This window comes from Nostoc sp. 'Peltigera membranacea cyanobiont' 213, assembly GCF_002245975.1.
Classification (GTDB): Bacteria; Cyanobacteriota; Cyanobacteriia; order Cyanobacteriales; family Nostocaceae; genus Nostoc.
The window spans coordinates 1-2865 of the sequence record NZ_NOLI01000313.1; the positions used below are offsets into that span (position 1 = coordinate 1).

At 44.4% G+C, this 2865-nt stretch carries 2 protein-coding genes; one reads left to right on the forward strand and one right to left on the reverse strand.

What is annotated here, in order from left to right; genetic code table 11:
- Positions 1–25: 25 nt before the first annotated feature.
- Entirely contained in the window at positions 26–1315 is a 1290-nt protein-coding gene (gene eno, locus CDG77_RS34440) for a phosphopyruvate hydratase (protein ID WP_094333599.1), read from the reverse strand.
- 258 nt (positions 1316–1573) lie between these two features.
- On the opposite strand from eno, the gene gloA reads away from it, so the two are divergent.
- Positions 1574–2008: a lactoylglutathione lyase gene (gene gloA / locus CDG77_RS34445; protein ID WP_094333600.1), complete on the forward strand. Its 435-nt coding sequence runs from the start codon at positions 1574–1576 to the stop codon at positions 2006–2008.
- Positions 2009–2865 lie beyond the last annotated feature (857 nt).

Consider the following 2865-nt stretch of genomic DNA (forward strand, 5'->3'; position numbering starts at 1 on the left):
GTCCCCAGTCCCCAGTCCCCAGTCTCTACTTCGGCCCTAAACCGATAGCACCAGCATAAACGGCGCGATCGCCTAATTCATCTTCAATTCGCAGTAAGCGATTATATTTTGCTACCCGTTCGCTGCGACAGAGGGAACCTGTTTTGATTTGACCGGCGCGGGTTGCTACAGCTAAATCAGCGATCGTTGTGTCTTCGGTTTCACCAGAACGATGGCTAATTACTGAACGGATACTGTTGCGAGTTGCTAAATCAATCGTTTCCAAGGTTTCGGTGAGAGAACCAATTTGATTGAGTTTAATCAAAATTGCATTAGCGGCTTTTTCCTGAATGCCTCTTTGCAAGCGCGTGACGTTCGTTACAAACAAATCATCCCCTACCAATTGCACCCGCGAACCTAACTTTTGGGTCAGCAATTGCCAACTTTGCCAGTCTTCTTCGTGTAAACCATCCTCAATTGACACAATTGGGTATTGGTCAACAAGTTGTCCTAAATAATCAATAAATTCAGCCGGGGCGTGAGGTTTACCATCGTAAACATATTGACCATTCTTGTAAAATTCGCTAGCCGCCACATCCAAAGCCAAAGCTACTTCTTCACCTGGCTTGTAACCAGCTTTCTTAATGGCAGCAACCAGCAATTCCAAAGCCACTTGATTAGATTCTAGGTTAGGGGCAAAGCCGCCTTCATCGCCTACACCTGTAAGCAAACCCTTTTCATCTAATACTTGGCTGAGGGTAGCAAATACCTCTGCACCCCAGCGCAACGCTTCCCGGAAGGAAGTTGCGCCAATTGGGACAATCATAAACTCTTGAAAATCTACGTTGTTTGATGCGTGTGCGCCACCGTTAATCACGTTCATCAACGGCACTGGAAGCAAATTCGCTAAAGGGCCACCCAAATAGCGATATAGAGGAATATCTAGAGATTCAGCACCTGCTTTAGCTGCTGCTAGGGAAACTCCCAAAATCGCATTCGCCCCCAAACTGGATTTGTTAGGAGAACCATCTATGGCGATCATTGTCCGATCTAGGAGTTCTTGGTTGAGGGCATCCAAACCTAGTAATTTTGGCGCAAGTGCTTCTTTGACGTTTTGTACTGCCTTGAGTACGCCTTTGCCCCCGTAACGGCTTTTATCGCCATCACGCAGTTCGTGGGCTTCAAAACTGCCCGTGGAAGCACCACTGGGAACCTGGGCTAGTCCGACAACACCGTTGGCTAAATGCACTTCGGCTTCAATTGTCGGTCTACCGCGTGAATCAAGAATTTCACGGGCTGCGATCGCTTCAATGGCAGTATCTAGAAATTTACTCATCTGTTCTTTATCCTTTATTCGAGTCTGTTACGCATCCAGTCCAGTTGCCTAACCCAATCGCTAGCTTATGCTGTTAAGAGACTTTATTGGCTGAGATTAAAGAAGATTTCCATTGTTATGGATAGAGATCAACGCCAAAAACTGGTAAAGGAGTGTTTATTTAATTTTTTCCCTAATGGCATTTCTACCTTCAGACTTTCAGCTAGGTAAAATGTTGACAGAGAATAACACTAAATCAATTACAGAGAAAAGGTCAATATGCGATTACTACACACAATGCTGCGGGTGGCCAACCTTGGAGAATCCTTAAAGTTTTACTGTGAACTTCTGGGAATGAAATTACTACGCCGAAAAGATTATCCAGGGGGAGAATTTACCTTAGCTTTCGTGGGCTATGGTGACGAAAGCGACAACGCAGTAATTGAATTAACTTACAATTGGGGGGTGGAAAAGTACGAATTGGGTAATGCTTACGGTCACATTGCCCTTGGGGTTGATGATATTTACGCTACCTGTGAGGAAATTCGCAATCAAGGCGGTAAAATTGCACGCGAACCAGGGCCGATGAAACATGGTTCGACAGTAATTGCTTTTGTGGAAGATCCAGATGGGTATAAAATTGAACTGATTCAACTGGGATCTCAAAGTTCAGCAGTTAAACAGGAATCACAAGAGCAACTTGTGAGTCAGTAATTCTTATAATTCTGAGTTTAAGGCAATAAAGCTGTAGGAAAATACCCACTGATGTCTTGAAAACTTGAACCAAATGCGGGTAGATTGATTTTCCCGCAGACAGATGTCTCGTGCGTCTGCTGCTTAACAGAGTGCGAGACTCTTGCCTTTTTGCATACCCTTTTTAAGCGGGTTAGGGGATCTGCTTTGCGTAAATCCTATCAGTATCAGCAACACTAAGAGGATAAGCGTAGCCCGTCACAGACATCACTCCAATAACACAATCTAGCAAAGTCCGTTCAGAACAGTATTTTAGTTGTGAACTACTCAGACTTGCCTACGGAGCCGAGTCTGGGCTTCCCAATTCATCGGGAATAGCCTCAAAAACTCTGTAGTTTTTTTGGTCTGACATTCCCTCCAAGGGCAGGAATCCTGGTTCCCAAGACCCAAATTTTTCTCTTGCAACATATACCTATTAGCTTGGTTTTCGCTTGCGGCATTGATGGTCAAGACAGCGTATATCTTACCAGAAAATTTTGGGGATTCGTCATACATCCAAAATTTGTTTTTACTGCGTAAAAAATCAATTCCAGATGTAATCCTCATCCCCCGCTCACAATCCCCACCTTATGAGTACATTGAAGGTGGGGACTTCCGCGACACGTTAAATTAGAAAATAGGTAATAGATTAAATTATCACAAAATTACCAATCCTAAATTGCCACTGGAGATACACGCGGATATACGCTAAGAATGTTTGGATAATTAGGGACTGGGGACTGGAGACTGGGGACTAGAGACTAGGGAACAAGGAGAATAATCCATACCCAATACCCAATACCCAATCCCCAATCCCAAATCCCAATCCCCGTTCCCGG

Excerpts from the sequence above, each read along its gene's own strand:
- eno (WP_094333599.1), bottom strand. The coding sequence starts at position 1,315 with ATGAGTAAATTTCTAGATACTGCCATTGAAGCGATCGCAGCCCGTGAA.
- gloA (WP_094333600.1), top strand. The coding sequence starts at position 1,574 with ATGCGATTACTACACACAATGCTGCGGGTGGCCAACCTTGGAGAATCC.